The organism is Moritella viscosa (genome assembly GCF_900120065.1).
GTDB classification, from domain to species: domain Bacteria; phylum Pseudomonadota; class Gammaproteobacteria; order Enterobacterales; family Moritellaceae; genus Moritella; species Moritella viscosa.
Window position 1 is genome coordinate 1 of record NZ_FPLG01000103.1, and the last position, 18,651, is coordinate 18,651.

Consider the following 18,651-nt stretch of genomic DNA (forward strand, 5'->3'; position numbering starts at 1 on the left):
ATTAGTTGTTTTAGAGTAAAAAAAAAAGATCCTCTATTGTGTAGATAGAATCTAAAAAATTTTAAATGTGGTTGGGAAGATTTATAAAAACTCTTTACAAAAAAAAATTGTGTATCCCGGGGGGGGGGGGGGGATTATCAATCTAGGTTCGGTTAATCAACTAAGCCTCAGTTAATATCGATAATGAATGCACTATTAAGAAAGTTTTGATTCATTTATAAACAAACAAATATGCAAACAAGAATGATTAGTGTTAACATCCTAATGCTTTTGTAAAACAACAACATTTTAATTTGTTGTTTTCATAATTCTAACAAGTAGTGTTGTTTATCATGAACGCGACGTTAATTCTGTCTTTATTAAAAGGTGACTATTCAAAATTTATAGTTGCAATATTTCTCAGTGCTTTAAGTGCTGCAGCAGGCGTATCAGTTATCGCATTTATCAATGAAGCGATTAGTCGATTAAGTGTCGGTGCCGATTTTCCAATCACTTTATTTTTTGCTCTCATATTCCTATTATTTGGATTGAGTTATATCTCTCAATCTCAGATTACCCGGTTAGGTCATCGTGTTGTATATGAGCTACGGCTGAGTATTAGCCGAAGATTAATGAATATGTCTGTTGAGCGGATTGATCAGTTAGGCCAGCCGACTATTCTTGCTACTTTAACCAAAGACATAACCGCTATCAGCCAAGCGTTTAACAGTTTACCTTTTGTTGTTTTTGGCGCATCGGTTGTACTATTCACATATGCGTATTTGTTTTGGTTGTCAGCAACATTTTTTATCGCGACTCTGGTGATGAGTACGGTATCGATTATTTTCGGTCGCCGATTAATGATCGCATCTCGTGATTATAAAAAGCGAGTACGAGAAAATGATGACGTATTATTTGACAGTTATGATGCCATGCTGCGAGGCCGTAATGAGCTTAAATTAAGTCAAGAACGCCGTACGTCTTTTTATCACTCTCAATTAGAGCCTTCAGCAGAACAAGCGAGAATCTTAGATACAAAAGCAGATCGACTTAATGTTCTTAATGGCAGTTGGATAAATACATCGGTATTACTCTTGATTGCACTTGTTTTACTTATGCATACCCAATTCCAGATTGGGACATCGGAACAAGTGACGGGTTATGCACTGGCAATTCTGTTCTTGCGTTCGCCTTTAGCAGGATTTGTTGGTTCATTACCTGCGCTTATCATTGGTTCTGTCGCTTATGCCAAAGTATCATCGTTAGATTTAGCTGAAGACAAAAATGAACTGAATTCATTGCCTGCACTACAGACATCATGGAAAACACTTCAGCTAGACCAAATTGAATATGATTATCCGAGTGAAGATGGCGAATCAGGCTTTTCCGTTGGGCCAATTAATTTAACGATTAATCAAGGTGAGTTGATTTTCTGGGTTGGTGGGAATGGCTGTGGTAAGTCAACTTGCGCACGCCTACTTACCGGTTTATATAGTGCTCACCGTGGAACCATCACATTTTCTGATACTGTGATTAATGAGCATAATATTGATTGGTATCGTAATCATTTTTCTGTGGTATTTGCTGATTTTTATTTATTTAAAAATATTATTAATGAAAATGGGGTTAAGCCCGATCCAGAACTGGTTGAACACTACCTAACGAAACTCGCTTTAAATAATAAAGTTGAAGTTGTTGATGGTCGTCTTAGCACAACTGAGTTATCTCAAGGGCAACGTAAGCGTTTGGCATTATTGTTGGCATACCTTGAAGATCGCAGCATCATTGTACTTGATGAATGGGCCGCCGATCAGGATCCGACCTTCCGACGTATTTTTTATACCGAGTTACTGCCAGAGCTTAAAGCGCGCGGTAAAACGATTATCGCCATTACACATGACGATCATTACTTCCACCTTGCAGATAAATTATACCGTGTTGATGCAGGGCAACTATCCCTCGTTAAAAATGATGTGAATGAACTAACTATGGAGCAAGCTAGCTAATGGACATACAACAATCTATTCGTCGGTTATTAGGGGGCTCGTTAGTTTTAATCGCAACATTTAGTCACCCTGTGTTGGCCGAATATACCAGTCATGGTATCAGCTTGTATGGTGAACCAAAGTATACCGAAAACTTTAGCAATTTTGATTACGCGAATCCTAATGCGCCTAAACAAGGTGAGTTGGTGATGGCTGAAATGGGAAGCTTTGATTCTTTACATCAATTTATCGATTTAGGTAAAAAGCCGAGAGGATTATTCTGGCTTTATGATCGCTTAACTGTTCGTGGTCACGATAAAGATGAGATTAAAACGCGTTATGGCTGGTTAGCTGAAAAGATGACAATTGCTGATGATTATTCTTCAGTTATTTACTTTTTAAGAAAAGAAGCAAAGTTTAGCGACGGTTATCCTGTTACTGCTGAAGATGTTGCGCACTCGCTAAATCTGTATCGTGAAAGTGGTTTAAGTAATATTAAATCACGTTTTAAAATGGTTAAGTCGGTAGAAGTTATTGACCCTTTAACGATAAAAATTAATTTTGGTGGTGATGGTAGCCGTTTACAAATCTTAAACTCGGGTAACTTACCTGTATTACCAAAGCATATCTGGCAACATAAAGACTTTACGCAGCCATCGCTTGATATACCCATTGGTTCTGGCCCTTATAAAGTAACCTCTGTGGATCCTGGTCGTGGGATTGTGTATGAATTGAGAGATGATTATTGGGGTAAAAACTTACCTGTCAATAAGGGGAAATATAACTTTAAGAATATCAAAGTCGAGTATTTCCGCGATCGTAATGCAGCAGTGCAAGCGCTTAAAACCAACGATGTAAATTATATTGCTGAAACGAATTTATTACGCTGGAATAAGTTATATCAAGGTGACGTGTTTAACTCTGGGACGGTTGTTAAAGACAAGATTAATTACGACGCACCTTCTTTTGTTACAGCGATGGTATTTAATTTAAGACAAGCTAAATTTGCTGACCGTAGAACGCGAGAAGCCTTGGTTACTGCGTTTGATTTTGAGTGGTTAAATAAAAAAGCATTTAATAATCAATATACTCGAGCTACAAGCCTGTTTAATAATAGTTTCTTGGCTGCAGAGGGATTACCCACTGCACAGGAAAAAGCGATATTAACCCCCTTGTCTGCGCAATTACCGGAACAGGTATTATCAAGTGAATTTACACTACCAAGCACAGATGGTTCAGGTCGTAACCGTAAGAATTTATTAACAGCACAAGCCTTATTAAAAGAGGCCGGTTGGAAAGTTAAAAATAATAAGTTGGTCCATAGTGTGACGGGCGAGGTGATGACAATTAACTTCTTATTACCATCGCCAACCATGAAACCTGCGATTGGCGCTTATATTCAAACACTGAAAAAATTGGGTATTAGTTCAAACATAACAATCAAAACAGGTACTGAATATTACAAATTATTAATGCAACGTAAGTTTGATATGACCCCAAGTCAATATAAAGTTCGAATTCCGCCAAATACTGAGTTACGTTCATCACTTAAATCTGAATTTGCGGGTGTTGCTTCAAGCTATAATATCAGTGGAATTCAAGATCCTGCTATTGATAACCTTGTCGAAGGACTTGTTCAGTCAGACCGTTATGTGGATACGCAGGCATACGGACGCGCATTAGATCGGGTGTTGAAATGGAATTATTACTATTTACCATTGTGGGCGCGTAACTTTCAGTTAGTTGCTTATCAGAACTATATTGAAAAACCGTTACAAGCACCAAAATATGGTTATGAAGTTGAATTCTGGTGGGACGAGCGCTCGAAGTAATATGCTTAATCTTTATTTTATTCGTCGTTTGCTGTTAGTATTTCCGACGCTGTTTATTATTATCTCGTTAAATTTTTTCTTGCTTCAGTGGTTGCCTGGAGGGCCTATAGAGGCTGCCTTAGCCAAGCAGCAAGGTATTGATAGTTCGGCAAATGCGCTTTTCGATGAGACTGACCAAATAACTAATGGTCAGCTTATTGATGACCAGTTGCGAGACAAAATTGCGCGAGAATATGGTTTTGATAAGCCTATATGGCAACGCTATACTGAAACGCTCAGTCGTTATTTATCATTCGATTTAGGGAACAGTTATTTTAGTAAGCGTCCTGTTACGGAATTAATTTTTTCGAAGCTGCCAGTCTCTTTATCCTTGGGGTTTTGGACTTTGTTCCTAACCTATTTAATCGCAATACCATTAGGGGTGATGAAGGCGAATAAACAAGGTGGTATGTTTGATTCGACATCAAGCTTACTGCTGTTTATCGCTTATGCAGTGCCGACTTTTATTATCGCTATTATGTTATTGATTTTATTTGCTGGTGGTGTTTTTAGCTGGTTTCCGCTGCGGGGACTGGTTTCTGCAAATCATGCTGATTTATCCGTTACAGGGCAGCTCCTCGATTACTTTTGGCATTTATGTTTACCTGTTGCAGCCTGTGTTGCCAGTGGATTGGCTTCGCTAACTGTCTTAACACGTAATTCTATTATTGACCAAATGGCTCAACCTTATTTAGATACGGCTATTTGCATGGGGGAAAGTCGGACAAGCGCAATCTTCAATCATGTATTACCGAATAGTATGTTAGTGATCGTAGCTCGCTTACCTTCAGACTTACTGTCAATTTTTATTGGTGGCACCTTGCTCGTTGAAATCGTATTTTCATTAGATGGTGTTGCATTATTAGGTTTTGAGGCGCTATTGGAACGAGATTACCCAGTGGTATTAGGTATTCTATATTGTTATTCGTTACTGGGTCTTGTTTTGAATTTGGTTGGTGATTTGATATATCGTTGGGTTGATCCTCGCGTTGATTTTTCCGAGGTGAACGGATGATGGATGTTGGCCAGGATGATTTAAATTTGCCTGATAATTCAAAGAAGAGCAGTCGTCGATTGAGTACACTAAAACGAGGTAAATATGCTGCGATTGTTTTTTTTATATTGTTCTTTGTTAGCCTATTTGCAGAATTAATCGCGAATGATAAACCGCTACTTATTAGTTATAAGGGCGAATTATTTTTTCCTATTCTAGTCAGTTACCCCGAAACTCAGTTTGGTGGCGATTTTGATTCAGAAGCAGATTATACCGATCCTTTTTTGAGTGAACAGATTGCAAAGCAAGGCTGGGCGTTATGGTCGTTTGTACATTACAGCTACAGTACTATCAATTATGAGCTGAGTTATCCGTCACCTCCAACATCCGAAAACTGGTTAGGGTTGGATGATCAGGGGCGGGATGTTTTTGCTCGGCTTCTTTATGGCATACGTATTAGCCTTGGTTTCTCCTTCTTTATTACCATTAATATTGCGTTGTTAGCGTTAGTTGCAGGTACGTTGCAAGGGTATTTGGGTGGGTTAACAGATCTGTTTGGTCAGCGTGTTAGCGAAATTTGGGGGTCGGTTCCCGTGATGTTTGTTGTGATGATTGTATCAAGTCTTATTCAGCCGAGTTTCTTTACCTTAAGTATGATTCTAGCCTTGTTTGGTTGGCATTATTTAGCGCAGTTAGTGCGAGCTGAGGTATTAAGAACACGTCAGTTGGAATATATCCAGTCTGCGCTTATTGTTGGTGTTCCTGATTGGCGGGTAATTTGGCGACACATTATGCCAAATGCACTTATTGCTACATTAAGTAGTTTACCGTTTGTATTTTCTGGGGCTTTAGGCTCGCTAATTACGTTAGATTTTCTGGGGTTCGGATTACCTGTCGGTTACCCTTCTTTGGGGGAATTGATTTCGCAAGGTAAAAACAATTTGCATGCCCCTTGGTTAGGATTAACAGGCTGTGGTGCTATTTTACTCATTGTGACATTAGTCGTGCTGATGAGTGAAGCAATACAAGAATGGTTGAGCCCTTATAAGGATAAATATCATGCTGAAGGTTGAAGGACTAAGTTATTCTATTGGAAAAGCTAAGCTGCTAGATAACATTAGTTTTCAAGTTGATAAAGGACAAACTTTAGCTGTGGTTGGCGAAAGTGGTGCTGGAAAAACCCTATTAGCCAAGTTATTACTTGGTATTGAACCTAAAGTGGGGGCGGCGAGTGGATCTGTTAATATTAATGGACATAATAGCCGCACTTTTTCTGAACTGCAGTGGCAGAAGGTGAGAGGAAAGCTGATTGGAATGGTGTCGCAAGAACCCTTATCGGCACTCAATCCAGTGAAACGTGTCGAGTGGCTGCTTAAACGAGCAATTGCATTACATCATAAATCGGGTACGTCATTTAGAGCGGGTAATACTGCGTTATTAAATCAACGTATTGATGATTTGCTTGAACAAGTCGGTTTAACTTCAGACTTAAAAACACGTTACCCACATCAATTGTCAGGAGGGCAGAGGCAAAGACTGCTTATTGCGCTGGCGATTGTGAATAATCCTACGTTACTTGTTGCAGATGAGCCGTCGACGGCACTTGATCCCGAGGTGCGTCAGCAAATTTTGCTGTTGCTAAAGCAGATCCAAGCTCGAACAGGCATGGCTATCGTTCTCATCTCGCATGATTTACACATGGTAAGACAAGTTGCAGATCAAGTGATGGTATTACAACATGGTAAGGTGATCGAGCATAACCAAGCCTTACTTTTATTCAACACGCCTAAGCATGAATATACGCAAGCCTTGCTGAGACCTATGCATTTTGATCCCCCTATTTCTCCGAGTAAGCGAACCTTGCTTAATGTAAATAACTTAACTGTTGATGTTAAGTCTACAGGCTGGTGGAGAGCACCGCAGAGGTTATTGGATAATATTAATTTTTCGTTGAATGAAGGCGAAAGTATTGGAATCATAGGTCAGAGTGGTTCAGGAAAGTCCACGTTAGCAAAAGCGCTACTAAGACTTATTCCTGCGACAGGCTCAATTTATTTTGATGGTCATGATTGGCTTAATGAAAAACGTCGAATGTTACGACTCCATCGGCATAAAATACAATTCGTATTTCAAGATACCGCCTCTAGCTTAAACCCTAGGCTAACGATTGCCCAAACACTCACAGAAGGGTGTTTGGCTCAATTACAAACAGAAAACCTATTATCTCGACTCGATACGATCATGGCTGATGTGGGTTTACCTACAGCGTTTTTAAACCGTTATCCACATCAATTATCAGGCGGACAACGTCAGCGTATTATGATCGCGAGATCCTTAATTCTGTCACCTAAGTTATTAATTTTAGACGAGCCCACGACAGCGTTAGATCAGGAAAATAGATACCGAATGATCACGTTACTGAAGTCGATTCAGGAAAAACGCCAAATCAGCCTAGTATTGATTACCCATGATTTAACCTTACTTCAAGCACTATGCCATCAAGTATTAATATTAGAGCAGGGTACTCAGATACAATGTCAATCTGTTAGTCATTGGCTGTCAGCTGAAAATACATATGATAAAAAAGAGAAGGAATTTAATAATGAATCCATTGGAATCGTTGCTTGATCGCCGTTCATATAGCTTATCTAAGTTAGGTCATCCTGCGCCATCTGAAGAAGAGCTTCGGAATTTGTTTGACTTAGTGATGACAACACCAGATCACGGTAATGTGAAACCTTGGCGTTTTATTGTTGCCCGTGGTGATAACATGCAAAGACTAGGTGATTTGACGTTGGAGTTATACAAACGTCAAAGTGATAATGGTGAGCTAAAAGATAAAGCGTACCGTTCTGCAAGAGATATTGCTGCAGTCCCTATGATGATTATGGTGGTAACGGATCTTGATCCTGAGCATAAAGTATCATTGTGGGACCAACGTTTGTGCGTCGGAGCCGCTGCTCAAAATATTATGAATGGTCTGCATTTAATGGGTTATGGTGGTCTTTGGTATACATTTTTGGCTAATGACAACACTAAACCAATGTTCGGCATGAAACCTGATGATCAGGTCGTGGCTGCTATTGCTGTTGGTACTCCGAAACCTCATTTTGTGAAGAAGATTAAACGCCAGTCGCCAGATAGATATTGTTTTGAATGGCAGGGATTAGGCGTAACGCCAACCCCACTTTTTAAATAATCTTAAAATCAATCGTATGAAGCTAAAAGAGGGACTCAATGAGTCCCTCTGTCTTAATCATTCATACTCATACAATATTAAAAATTATATGCTGCACTCAATGAAATTGTTCTTGGTGAACCTAAGTACACTGCGTTTTGTGTCGAATCTGAGCCTGCTGTGTAATAGTCCTTATCAAATAAGTTTTTCACATTTAATTGAAGTTTAAGGTCATTATCAGCAAAGTCTGGTGCATACCAAACAGCGGCATCGATTAACGTGTAAGCATCTAGAGTATAGTCATAATCTTTACGGCGGTTACCTGCACGATCATCAACATAACGAACACCACTGCCAACGCCCCATTCATGACTAGCTTGATATGTTAACCAAAGACTTGCATTATTTTTAGGCACGTTTACAGGTTTATTTACATTATCCGGAGCGTCTACGAACTGAATATCAGTAAAGCCATATGAGAATAGGGCTGTTAGATTATCTGTGATCGCGTAATCACCATCAATTTCTAAACCTTGGACTGTCTGTTTGTATACATCGACGCTTTTATCTTGATTTGAGTAAGCTACATTTTTTAGGTCAGTATGGAAAACAGAAGTCGTCAAGTTTAGTCTGTGTCCTAATAGTGATAATTTATGACCGATTTCAAACTGTCTGCCGTTTTGAGCTTTAACCCATTCATTTTTAACACCGTCAAATTTTTGATTCGGCAGGTAAGAGTCAGTAAAGTTAGCAAACAAGGATAATTGGTTGTTTACTTTATACAAAGCACCCGCTTGTACACTAATGTTTTCCTCTTTAGGACTTTTTGATGAGGTATTCTTTTGTGGAAAACCAATTGCCGTCGCTTTTGCCATGAAGGTTTTATCCCAAGTTACCGCATTCTCGGCTTCAAATACGTCATAGCGAGCACCAAGTACGAAACTCCAGTCGTCGTATTTAATTAAATCTTGGGCAAAGACGCTATATTCTGTTAGCTCCTGATTAACTTCTTTAATGTTATACATATCGCGGGGATGTGCTGCTTGAGAAGGATCATCGGTATAATAATTATATCTTCCACTATGCGTATTAGGTGTTCGGAGTGCATATGCCGCGTAGGGTGCAAGGTCTACTTTACTCCAGCTCGCTGAAGCAGACTGTAGTTCTTCTTCTTTGTAGTGAGTGTAATCAGCCCCTATGATTGCACGATGTTCGACTGAACCCGTGTTAAATTCAATGTTATTCTCCCAAGAGTATAATTGAGTATTACTGGATTGTTCACTACCGTTAATATAGCGGTTAATATTGCCATCAAAAGCATGATTATTTTTATCTTCGTGATAAAGTGGAACTGCAAATGGTGCACGACGTGGTTTAAACATCTTTATGGCTGCATTTGATGATGCATAAAAATGTACACGTTCTGCTGATGCTTTTCGCTCATAATTACGTGCTTTAAAGCGCATAGACCAATAGTCATTGATGGTATGATCAATGTCGAAACCAAACTTATGGACTTCACGTTCTTGGCGAGAAAAATCAGTGCCCAGACGTTTATTACCAATATCTAGGAATTCCCAACCAGTATTTGTACTGTTACGAACAGCCAGTGTACCTCGATCGAAAGGAAGTTCTTCTTTATTATACTTATAAGAGAATGTGAGTGTCGTATCGTCTGTGACTAGCCAGCTAAGGCTTGGTGCAATAAAGACTTGTTTGCTGTCAGAAGCATCACGCCAGCTTTCAGAATCGTCAAATACACCGACAAGACGATAAAGCAGGGTGCCATTATCATTGGCTGCACCAGTAAAATCAACACTAAGTCGTTGCTTTCCGTGCTCATCCATTGTTGCTTTAACTTGATTTTTCGAGATTGGTGTTGGACGTTTACTGATTAAATTAATCAAGCCACCAGGGCTCATATTTCCATATAGAACTGATTCAGGGCCTTTTACCACTTCAACAGATTCGAGGTCTTCAATCACAGCTTTGTCTTGAGCTAGTCCGTAAACTCGAGTGCCATCTTCATAAACATTGGCTTCAAAACCACGGATTTTGAATAAATCGCGTGTGCCACCAAAGTTGTTGTGCTCTGTCACGTTACTGACGTTTTGCACCACATCACTCAGGTTCGAAGCTGCTTGTTGTTCGATCACCTCTGAGTTAATTACTTGTACTGAGCGGGGAACAGTAGACAAGTCTGCTTCTGAACGCATGGTCGATTGGGCTATATTACTGGTTAAAGTCTGTTTAATTCCGACTACTCTCGTAACCTGTTCGTCTTCTGTTACGTCTTTATTTACATCTTGTTCCGATGAAAAAACAGACGTTGAGGTTGCGAGAAGAGTCATCACTAGATATTGCGGTTTTAATGACAAGCTAATAGCTTTAGATAGTTTAGATTTGAGCATACTACATCCTATGTTAATACTGATTTCTGGTCGTGATATTATTTTTGTGCGTTTTTCAATGATGCGGGACGCATATCGGACCACGCATTATTTATTTCTTCTAGACAGTTTTCTTTACTACCTTCAAAACCTGTTTTTTTCCAACCACTAGGTAATGCTTTGTAATTAGGCCAAATAGAGAACTGTTCTTCAGTGTTAATCACTACGTTAAATACAATATTTATTTGTTTCATGTTTCGAATTAACTCTACTTTAATGTTAGATATTTGTTTTAATGTGTGACCCATGTATATATGATACTGATAATTATTACCATTACCATTTAAAGTTCATTTTTTATTATTTTTTTTCACATGAGACTTTAATGATGACTACAATAATGAATTTATGTATTAATTTTATGTTTGCAGACATGTTTACCGAAAATTGTAACGGCTACTCTAGGGGCTATTATCGGATTATTTACAAAATGTGCAGCAGGTCATCGAAGAAGAATTGTTATGAACTGGTAGGGGATTATTTAGTGGTATATATACTTAGTCTAAATTATTTTTAAATCGTAAAGACACGATAATTAAATCTATGAGATAGGTGAGCTTTCAGTATTAAGACGTGTTTGAGCAATACATTCCTGTTTTAATGTGCCAAGTGCGGTATTGACAACATTTGTATTACAATTGACGAGTAGCAGTAAAGTACATATAAAAGGTAGTGTACCGTCATCCGTTATGAATATAATTAATCCCTAAAAATAGCAATGACACGTCCGGTTTCTGAGTCATAATTAATCAACATTTTAGCATCTTTAGGTTTATTCGTCGTATCACCGAGTGTTCTCAAAATATAGCTGCATTGGCTTTGAGTTATTCCGCCGCTAGCTTTGTGACGATAAGCGGTAAAATCTGAACCATCATCTTTAATTAGCGATACTGATGGCTGATCTAACAATAAGATATTCCATAATGACACACAACCTTGTTTACCTTTGCCTATATTTTCAGGGTTTGTTATAACACCACTATTATTGCCTTTATCTATGCCGAGTGGGAATCCGTTTGGGTTAACATCGATAGTACCATCAGCGTACCCCGAAATATTTGCCATATGTGAGCTTAAACCTAAAATTTGGTAGCGAATTTGTACAAAGTTAACCGCTTCTTGGTAAGCGGCTGCCACGGCTTTAACACGGCTTATTTCTGCACCTTCACGGAAATCTAAGAATTTTGGGATCGCAATTACAGCCATAGTCGCCAAAATGATAATAGTGATAGTGAGTTCAATAAGGGTAAACCCTTGATCTGTTTTTAGTCGAGATGTCATATCGTGCCTATTTATACCGCAAGTCTTGATTATAACTGATTGGTTATTTTTTTGTTAATTTATTGGTTTTATACATCTTATTTGGTGATTAGGTACTATAGCCCACAGTTACGTATGGTTTTAGTATAACAATCTTCACTTTCATACTAATTCATTATATAGATTTCGCTCTATCGGGCTGATTGTAGGTAAATATAATGTTTATGTGTTTACTTATGAGATCTCCACCTCCAACCAGTTACTCCTTAAGTGTTAATATTTGGTCGTGTTTACCTTTTTTACTTATCCATACTATAAGAGATTAAGTTATGTGGAATCGATTGAATAAATCTATGATGTGTTGCCAAATGCTGTTTGGCTTATCTTTCTACGGCGTAATGGTTATTTTAACCCGGTTTTTCTTAGAAGACCTTGGGTATAGCGAGGCTGACACCATGATGGTTGTTGGTGCTTTTTCTTCTATCGGCCCCCTATTTGCGATTGCTGGTGGCTTTATTGCGGATAAGTTCTTGGGTGCTTATCGTTCATTAACGATTGCTTATCTTGGCTTTGCTGTTGGTTATACCTTACTTGTTTTAGGTGCATCAGCAGGAAATGTTCCACTGAGCCTAGTTGGTATTGCGCTAGCAAGTTATGCGCGTGGCTTGATGTCACCTTCATACCCAAGTTTGTACAAACGTACATTTTCAAGCCAAGAAGACTTTGAAAACGGTTACCCTGTTAATTACTCTGTGAATAATATCGGTGCATTTTTAGGACAATATTTATTCCCAATGCTAGTTCTTATGGTTGGTTTTAATGGCAGTTTCATGTTGTCAGCAACGATGGCCGCAGTTGCTTTTGTTATCTTAATTGTTTCACGCAAACCATTATTAACCGTTGGCGCAGAGATTGACCAAACGCCGGTAAGCACAAAAAATTGGATTGCATTTATTGCGATCTCGTTAGGTATGATTGGTTTAGTATTTTTCATGTTCTCGAACATGGATATCGGCCAAAACGTTGTTTATGCAATTGGTGCCGCTGCGATCCTTTATTTCATCTCATTGATGCTTAAAGCTGAACGTGCTGATGCTTTGAAAATGGGTACTATTCTTATCATGACTGCATTAACAACGGCGTTCTTTGTTTATTACGGCCAAATGATGACATCAATGACGATGGTAACAATTAATACCATGCGTGGTGATCTGTTTGGTTTCATTCCAATTGCACCTGAAGCGGCAATGGCGATGAATCCACTCTGGTGTATTGTTGGCGGTCCAGTGATTGCGTACGTATTCTCGGCGCTTGAGAAACGTAATATTAACTTCACGACCGCAACGAAGGTTGGTTTCTCATTCATTCTAACTGCGATTGCGTTTGGTATCCTTACCATGGCTGTACTGAATGTTGGAGAAGATGTGATTATTCGTCCTGAAGTATTCATGGCTATTCACTTCTTCCAGGCATTTGCTGAAGTCATTGTAGGTAGTATGGTTGTAGCATTTATTTTGTCTGTCGCACCGAAACACATTGAAAACTTCTCGGTAAGCCTTTTCTCTGTGGCAATTGCCATGAGTGGAATTGTTGGCGCTGTATTCTCTACTTCAATTGCGATGGAAAAGGGTCAAGAGATCACGCAAGAAGTGGTAAAAACAGTTTACGGTGACTACTTTAGCCTATTAACAGGTTTAGCTGTAGTGATGGTATTTGTCGCATTCCTGGCATCATTTGTTATTCGTAAGATGCTTGAGAAGAGTAAAGAAGCTGAAGGCATGACAACAGCTCAAGCGTAATTACACATTGTTTTAAATCATACGGTAGGGCTATGACCTAAGTTATAGACCTAGGAATTTACTTACGAAAAGTAGGCTTCTAAATTGATATTAGAAGCCTTATTTATTATTTCACCGCTACTTCGCATTGCCCAGATCTGGCTAGTGCAATAATGCTAAGCTGAATTTGCCCCAAAGTGTGTTAGAGCAGTTGCTCATACTCAATATCCTCACATTAATTTGCCATATATTTTGTTATGGATTCTATTAAATAAATCTTTGGTTACTTCAACAGATCGAGATTGGCTTTCTTTGTAAACACAGTGTATGTTAAGCTATTGATTAATCTATTTTTATGTATTCCGTCATTATTTATACGGACCTATATAAATAACAGCATTCTGTATATCCAAATAAGAGGGAATACAAACTCAATGCTAAATATGGTCTAATCAATTGTTATTCAAGAACAATTGATTTTTCAATCATTTAACGCTATTGATTTTTTAGGTGTTATACAGAATTCCGTAAAATACACTGTTGAACATGCCGGGCAGAGCCCGGGGAACGCTAGATTTCAGCAATGACTTTAGATAGAACTGGTTAAATAACCAGTGGTAAACTATCTTTATGGCTATGTAAAAATGGACCGTTCAGCGTATCTTCCAAGAGTATAGTTTAAGCCAATTAAATATTGGCTTTCCGCTGTATCAGCACAAAGCATTCAGCGCAATTCGTGACTGCCGGACAGCAAAAATGGGGGCTCACAGTCAGCATTGTTCTCAAGGCCATTTTTGCGGCGTCCACTACAACTCCTGTCGTCATCGAGGCTGCCCACAGTGCCAACATGTCGTTAAAGAGCAATGGTTAAATGACTGGTCAGCTCGTCTTCTTAATACTCAACATCATCATTGGATCTTCACATTCCCACATGAGTTACTGCCTTTATGGCGCTTTAATCGTAGCTGGTTTCAAGACGCGTTATTTAGAGCTGTCAGTCAAACGCTAAAACAATTAACCGATGATGATAAACACCTCAAAGCCAAAGTTGGTTGCATATTAGCGTTGCATACTTGGGGGCGAAATTTAAGTGAACATCCGCACATCCATTGCTTAATATCACATGGAGGTTTAAACAAAGCTGGAGAGTGGTGTAACCCGAAGCGGAAGGGATTATTTCCGGCTGAAGTAGTAAAACGATTATTCCGAGGAAAATTTTTAGCTGCAATTAAGCAAGCGATAAAGAGTGAACAGTTGTGTTATTCAGGAGATAAAGATGCATCATATTGGGTTCACATGGCAAATAAACTTAGCCGGGTCAAATGGCAAGTTTTTGCTTGTAAGCCGTATAAGCATGGATTAGGAGTTGCTAAATATCTTGCCCGTTATATGCGAGGCGGGCCTTTACATAATAGCCAGATCTTAGCCGTTAAAAATGAAATTGTTAAACTTAAATACCATTCACACCAAAGCGGAAGAGCAGAGAGAATTAATTTCAAAGTTGATCAATTTGAACAAAAAATATTAACGCATATGCCGTTACCAGGTAAACCAACGGTACGATATTACGGGTTATATCATCCAGGTGCGCAAACAAATCTCAATATAGCGAGAAAGAATTTAGGACAATCGGCTTATAAAGCGCCCAGTAAACCAGATTGGCAAGCAGTACTAAAAATGCTTGGAGTAGAATTGATTTGCCCTGTTTGTGGCTGTAATAGTATGGAGGTTAAGTCAGAAAAATTAAGTTGATGAAACAAAGTCATATATAACGTTTTCAGAACGTTTGGCATTGTGCTGCCTGAATTTCATAAAATGTGATTTTAATATAGATATCTCAACGCCTTAAGTGTTATGGTTGAGCGATATTAATAAATGTTTTAGTCTCGTAACATGGAAGGCATTTCCACATGGTGGGCGGATGTCCAACAAGATAGATGAAGCAGACTAATTCTGTATTGAACCTCTCAGAAGGTTCTTTTTTTTGCAGCCTAAATTAGCTGCTTATCTAAAACGTTATACGTTTCAGATTTCGACTATCAATTCACCTATGGAGTAAGTAATGGGGTTAGCAAGAACATTTGTAGGCTTTAGTAGTACAGATATTCATAACTACAGACTAATGCAAGCATGGAAAGCAAATAATAATATTGATTTTAACTTTGCAGATTGCCAGTTAAATACTGCATTAAATTCACAAAATGAAGCATACATTAAAAGAAAGTGCCGTGAACGAATAAATATGGCTGGAAAGTATGTAATGCTTATTGGTAATGATACAAAGAGTAGGTATAAATATGTGCGATGGGAAGCTGAAGTTGCAATTGAAAAAGGTTGCACAGTAATAGGTGTAAATTTAGATGGTTCGCGCTATATGGTTAAGGAAAAATGTCCTCCAATAATTCGTGATATAGGAGCTATTTTCGTACCTTTTTCACCAAAAATAGTTGCACATGCTATCGAAAACTACAGCATGCATAACGATAATGACAATTATCATTACCTCGAACATATATATACAAACTTAGGGTATAAATAGTGTCCAAAAGTAAACTATGTGACGAGAGTCTACCTGCGTTATTTCAAGCTGCGGATCATGCTTCTTTAACCGCACAGTCTAGTTATTACTTTGCTCTTAAAAGTTATCTTTTTTTATTGGTAATAGCTGCTTTAATTTCATTTTATTATCCAACTAATTTGATTGGCGCTCTGGCATCAGCATCATTATTCTCGATTACTTTATGTATATTGATTTGGCTTAAAGTTCAAAAGCCAGAGGATACTTGGTACAACGGAAGAGCTGTTGCTGAATCCGTTAAAACAAGAACTTGGCGTTGGGTGATGAAAGCTGAGCCTTATGATAATGATGTCTCAGATGAGCAAATTAGAAAAGAGTTTTTTTTAGACTTAAAATCTATACTTGACCAAAACCGCTCTTTATCTGCTCATTTGCAGTCAGATAAAACTAATGGCGACGCTATTTCAATTCAAATGACCAATATTCGTAGCTTACCTTTTGAAGAAAGGTTAAATATTTATAAAGACGAAAGAGTAAAAAACCAAGGTGATTGGTATGCAAAAAAATCTTTATTTAATAAACGCAGAGCAAAGCAATGGTTTGTTGTTTCAGTGATTTTACATGCAATGGCAATTGCACTTTTATTATGGCGTATTACCGACCCATCACTATCATTACCCATTGAAGTAGTTGCCACTGGAGCAAGCGCTATATTAACTTGGCTTCAAGCTAAAAAACACAATGAGTTAAACTCATCATATTCACTCGCAGCACATGAGATTGTGTTAATAAAAGGTGAAGCTGAATCAGTTGCTTCAGACAAAGAATTATCTAATTTCGTAGTGAGTAGCGAATCTGCTTTTTCACGCGAGCATACACAATGGTCTGCGAGAAAAAATGTATAAAATCACAAACCATACACCAATTATCAAATGCTATTCGTTTAGAGTTTTTCAATTACATAAAGGAGTATAAAGTGGCAAATCGAATCTTTGTTTCTTACAATTTTAATGACCGAGAAATCAGTCGTAGTATTAAAAGTTTTACACAATCATATGGAGGTCCAGTAAGAGGTAATTTCCTTTTTGTCGAAAATGATGTTTCAGCATATGGTGACACGGCTATAGATAAAGAAATTAAAGAAGTTATGTCTGGCTGCGATTCAGCCTTTTTTGTTATAGGAAATAATAACCACAATAGTCCTTGGATTAATAGAGAAGTAGTTCTTGCAATGTCTAAAGGGCTTAAAATTGTAGTTTCTCGCTTTCCTAATACTAATGGTGGAGTGCCAAGTCAGTTAAGGAATATTCCTTATACAGAAGTACAGTGGATACCTTCTAATATAGCTAAAGAATTAAATAAATAGTATTGTGATCAAACGTATAACAAGCTGTTAAACAAGGACAAAAAACAGTTGGTTAGGTTTCGCTTCGCTACACATTATAACCCACTGTTTTAGTCCGCTTAGTGCGGCGTTAATCTCAGCTTCACCATACTTTCAGTAATCTGAACTGTCCCGCTTAAAGCTCAAGCTCTAAGCCGTTTCTGTCCAAGTATGAGCTAGGAGGGAACGGCTAACTCGATTCTGCCCCTGTAGCAACTGTATCCCATATTACAAAAGCATTAGAAACAAGCTTTTCAATCAAAACTAACGTGAAAGTTAGATTCATCATAACAGTGCAAAATGATCTATCCAGACTGACGGGTTAAAATTGGTTTTAAAGGGGGGGAAATAAGCGTTAGAGAGTACTTTTTTCCTGAGTAGTGAAATGAGACTGCGCATTATAGTATTTATGTTGAAAGGCCGTGTATTGACGATTTTATCCCTAGATCGAAAAAGCCTCCAATTAGGCTATTTTATAAATATAGTCAGTTATGTCATTCAAGTATTGAAAAGTATAAAATAGCTTGTGCGGATGTTGAATTTGTTTGCTTAAAATGAATTAAACAAACGTAACACCTGCTTAAACCATTGATTTGACAACACTTAATCCGAGTGGTATCTTTATTGTAATCTCTAAGACATTTCAATAAGGATTAAAGGAAAATATGGAAGCGCATAAACTAATACTTGAGTATTTAATTGAAAATCCGAATGTGGAATCAATTAATGAATCATCGGAAATTGATATTGTTACTTTTAAAGAGATGATTAACCATAAATTAGTAAGTGGTATGAATGCATGTTCAGACATCGGTGATTGTTTCTTAGAGCCTAGAATCACTTTTCGTGGGCGAGAATGGCTTGAGTCAAAAAAGGTCGAGTTAGTTTCCAAAGAGCCTCCAGAAACCAATAACACAATTGAGAAAATCACTTATAATATTTCAGGTCATAATGCTCGAGTTAATAACCATTCCGTAGATAACTCGACTAATACTGTAAACATGGATTCATCTATTGTTGAGCATATTCTGGCTCTTCGAAATGAAATTACACGTCTTGTAGATTCATCTAAGCAAAAAGATGCATTCGAAGTTGTGGATGCTGTTGAAAATCAATTTATGTCTGGCAATCCAAGTAAGCTTGTTGTTTCCACATTGTTATCCGCACTTCCTGATGCAGCTAGTGTCGCGTCTATTGGCTCGTTTCTTTTAAGCTGTTTAAGCTAAGTTATTTATGTTAAACCCCGTTTAAAAT

Annotated in this window: 15 protein-coding genes; 12 read left to right on the forward strand and 3 right to left on the reverse strand. The window is 38.1% G+C overall.

The window, feature by feature from the left end; translation table 11 throughout:
• Positions 1 to 332 precede the first annotated feature (332 nt).
• The 6 genes from BT797_RS16185 to BT797_RS16210 are packed head-to-tail and all read left to right on the forward strand — an operon-like array spanning position 333 to position 8,028.
• On the forward strand, positions 333 to 1,985 hold the full coding sequence (locus BT797_RS16185) for a cyclic peptide export ABC transporter (RefSeq protein ID WP_052678360.1): 1,653 nt from the start codon (positions 333 to 335) through the stop codon (positions 1,983 to 1,985).
• Positions 1,985 to 3,796: an extracellular solute-binding protein gene (locus BT797_RS16190; RefSeq protein WP_082287456.1), complete on the forward strand. Its 1,812-nt coding sequence runs from the start codon at positions 1,985 to 1,987 to the stop codon at positions 3,794 to 3,796. Before BT797_RS16185 ends, BT797_RS16190 begins: the two co-directional genes overlap by 1 nt.
• The gene (locus BT797_RS16195) at positions 3,753 to 4,850 is read left to right on the forward strand and encodes an ABC transporter permease subunit (protein WP_244893725.1); all 1,098 of its coding nucleotides are present in this window, start codon (positions 3,753 to 3,755) and stop codon (positions 4,848 to 4,850) included. The genes BT797_RS16190 and BT797_RS16195 overlap by 44 nt, the downstream gene beginning before the upstream one ends.
• Positions 4,847 to 5,902, forward strand: coding sequence for an ABC transporter permease (locus BT797_RS16200; protein WP_244534207.1), 1,056 nt, complete (start codon positions 4,847 to 4,849; stop codon positions 5,900 to 5,902). The genes BT797_RS16195 and BT797_RS16200 overlap by 4 nt, the downstream gene beginning before the upstream one ends.
• A complete protein-coding gene (locus BT797_RS16205) occupies positions 5,889 to 7,457 on the forward strand; it encodes an ATP-binding cassette domain-containing protein (RefSeq protein ID WP_075472782.1) in 1,569 nt (522 codons plus the stop codon). Before BT797_RS16200 ends, BT797_RS16205 begins: the two co-directional genes overlap by 14 nt.
• Positions 7,432 to 8,028: a nitroreductase family protein gene (locus BT797_RS16210; RefSeq protein WP_045111060.1), complete on the forward strand. Its 597-nt coding sequence runs from the start codon at positions 7,432 to 7,434 to the stop codon at positions 8,026 to 8,028. Before BT797_RS16205 ends, BT797_RS16210 begins: the two co-directional genes overlap by 26 nt.
• Positions 8,029 to 8,105: 77 nt before the next feature.
• On the opposite strand, the gene BT797_RS16215 is transcribed toward BT797_RS16210, so the two are convergent.
• The 3 genes from BT797_RS16215 to BT797_RS16225 all read right to left on the reverse strand — a co-directional run bounded on the left by BT797_RS16215 (position 8,106) and on the right by BT797_RS16225 (position 11,738).
• On the reverse strand, positions 8,106 to 10,418 hold the full coding sequence (locus BT797_RS16215) for a TonB-dependent siderophore receptor (RefSeq protein WP_075472784.1): 2,313 nt from the start codon (positions 10,416 to 10,418) through the stop codon (positions 8,106 to 8,108).
• Positions 10,419 to 10,456: 38 nt separating this feature from the next.
• Positions 10,457 to 10,651: an MbtH family protein gene (locus BT797_RS16220; RefSeq protein ID WP_075472795.1), complete on the reverse strand. Its 195-nt coding sequence runs from the start codon at positions 10,649 to 10,651 to the stop codon at positions 10,457 to 10,459.
• Positions 10,652 to 11,156: 505 nt separating this feature from the next.
• Entirely contained in the window at positions 11,157 to 11,738 is a 582-nt protein-coding gene (locus BT797_RS16225) for a prepilin-type N-terminal cleavage/methylation domain-containing protein (RefSeq protein ID WP_075472786.1), read from the reverse strand.
• A 308-nt stretch (positions 11,739 to 12,046) separates the two neighbouring features.
• On the opposite strand from BT797_RS16225, the gene BT797_RS16230 reads away from it, so the two are divergent.
• The 6 genes from BT797_RS16230 to BT797_RS16255 all read left to right on the forward strand — a co-directional run bounded on the left by BT797_RS16230 (position 12,047) and on the right by BT797_RS16255 (position 18,623).
• Positions 12,047 to 13,516, forward strand: coding sequence for a peptide MFS transporter (locus BT797_RS16230; protein ID WP_075472788.1), 1,470 nt, complete (start codon positions 12,047 to 12,049; stop codon positions 13,514 to 13,516).
• Between the two features lie 639 nt (positions 13,517 to 14,155).
• Positions 14,156 to 15,247 carry an IS91 family transposase gene (locus BT797_RS16235; protein WP_422615836.1) on the forward strand — a complete coding sequence of 364 codons (1,092 nt, stop codon included), beginning with the start codon at positions 14,156 to 14,158 and terminating at the stop codon, positions 15,245 to 15,247.
• A 310-nt stretch (positions 15,248 to 15,557) separates the two neighbouring features.
• Positions 15,558 to 16,034: a TIR domain-containing protein gene (locus BT797_RS16240; protein ID WP_045111056.1), complete on the forward strand. Its 477-nt coding sequence runs from the start codon at positions 15,558 to 15,560 to the stop codon at positions 16,032 to 16,034.
• Complete coding sequence (locus tag BT797_RS16245) at positions 16,034 to 16,918, forward strand: DUF4231 domain-containing protein (RefSeq protein WP_045111055.1); 885 nt, start codon at positions 16,034 to 16,036, stop codon at positions 16,916 to 16,918. Before BT797_RS16240 ends, BT797_RS16245 begins: the two co-directional genes overlap by 1 nt.
• A 71-nt stretch (positions 16,919 to 16,989) precedes the next feature.
• Positions 16,990 to 17,379: a TIR domain-containing protein gene (locus BT797_RS16250; protein WP_045111054.1), complete on the forward strand. Its 390-nt coding sequence runs from the start codon at positions 16,990 to 16,992 to the stop codon at positions 17,377 to 17,379.
• A gap of 683 nt (positions 17,380 to 18,062) precedes the next feature.
• Positions 18,063 to 18,623, forward strand: a complete 561-nt coding sequence (locus tag BT797_RS16255) for a hypothetical protein (RefSeq protein WP_075472791.1) — start codon at positions 18,063 to 18,065, stop codon at positions 18,621 to 18,623.
• The last annotated feature ends 28 nt before the right edge of the window (positions 18,624 to 18,651 follow it).

Coding starts and splice junctions, on each gene's coding strand:
- BT797_RS16185 (WP_052678360.1), top strand. CDS start 333: ATGAACGCGACGTTAATTCTGTCTTTATTAAAAGGTGACTATTCAAAA.
- BT797_RS16200 (WP_244534207.1), top strand. CDS start 4,847: ATGATGGATGTTGGCCAGGATGATTTAAATTTGCCTGATAATTCAAAG.
- BT797_RS16210 (WP_045111060.1), top strand. CDS start 7,432: ATGAATCCATTGGAATCGTTGCTTGATCGCCGTTCATATAGCTTATCT.
- BT797_RS16205 (WP_075472782.1), top strand. CDS start 5,889: ATGCTGAAGGTTGAAGGACTAAGTTATTCTATTGGAAAAGCTAAGCTG.
- BT797_RS16240 (WP_045111056.1), top strand. CDS start 15,558: ATGGGGTTAGCAAGAACATTTGTAGGCTTTAGTAGTACAGATATTCAT.
- BT797_RS16190 (WP_082287456.1), top strand. CDS start 1,985: ATGGACATACAACAATCTATTCGTCGGTTATTAGGGGGCTCGTTAGTT.
- BT797_RS16230 (WP_075472788.1), top strand. CDS start 12,047: ATGTGGAATCGATTGAATAAATCTATGATGTGTTGCCAAATGCTGTTT.
- BT797_RS16255 (WP_075472791.1), top strand. CDS start 18,063: ATGGAAGCGCATAAACTAATACTTGAGTATTTAATTGAAAATCCGAAT.
- BT797_RS16215 (WP_075472784.1), bottom strand. CDS start 10,418: ATGCTCAAATCTAAACTATCTAAAGCTATTAGCTTGTCATTAAAACCG.
- BT797_RS16225 (WP_075472786.1), bottom strand. CDS start 11,738: ATGACATCTCGACTAAAAACAGATCAAGGGTTTACCCTTATTGAACTC.
- BT797_RS16195 (WP_244893725.1), top strand. CDS start 3,753: ATGGTTATGAAGTTGAATTCTGGTGGGACGAGCGCTCGAAGTAATATG.
- BT797_RS16220 (WP_075472795.1), bottom strand. CDS start 10,651: ATGAAACAAATAAATATTGTATTTAACGTAGTGATTAACACTGAAGAA.